The 344-nt window shown below is 77.6% G+C and carries 1 pseudogene; it reads right to left on the bottom strand.

Annotation, left to right across the window (positions count from 1 at the left end):
* A pseudogene (locus tag RH94_RS42225) lies at positions 1–344 on the bottom strand (two-component sensor histidine kinase); the annotation flags it as partial.

The following is a 344-nucleotide window of genomic DNA, read 5'->3' as shown; positions in this document are numbered from 1 at the left end:
CAGGCTCGTGCCGGGCGGCAGGCCGCGGCCGTCGTCGTACACGCTGACGCGCAGCAGGTCGCCGTGGACGCCCGCGTACACGTCGACGCGGGTGGGCGCCGCGTGGCGGTGGGCGTTCTCCATCGCCTCCGCGGCGATCGTGAGGAGCTGGCGGGCCACGGCGGGTGGGATCGGGGGCACGCCGGGCCCGCCCGTCGGACGGCAGGTGGCGGGCAGGCCCGTGCGGGCGGTGAAGTCGCGGGCGTGGTCCGTCAGTTCCGCCAGTACGTCGGTGCCGTGCTCCGGGTCGTTCTCGCGGCGCAGGTCCCGCAGCAGTTCGCGGGACTCGGCGGCGGCTCGGCGGG

This window comes from Streptomyces kebangsaanensis, assembly GCF_001906585.1.
Taxonomy (GTDB): Bacteria; Actinomycetota; Actinomycetes; order Streptomycetales; family Streptomycetaceae; genus Streptomyces; species Streptomyces kebangsaanensis.
Note: the sequence above shows the minus strand (reverse complement) of the source record. Positions and strands in the feature narration are given on the sequence as shown.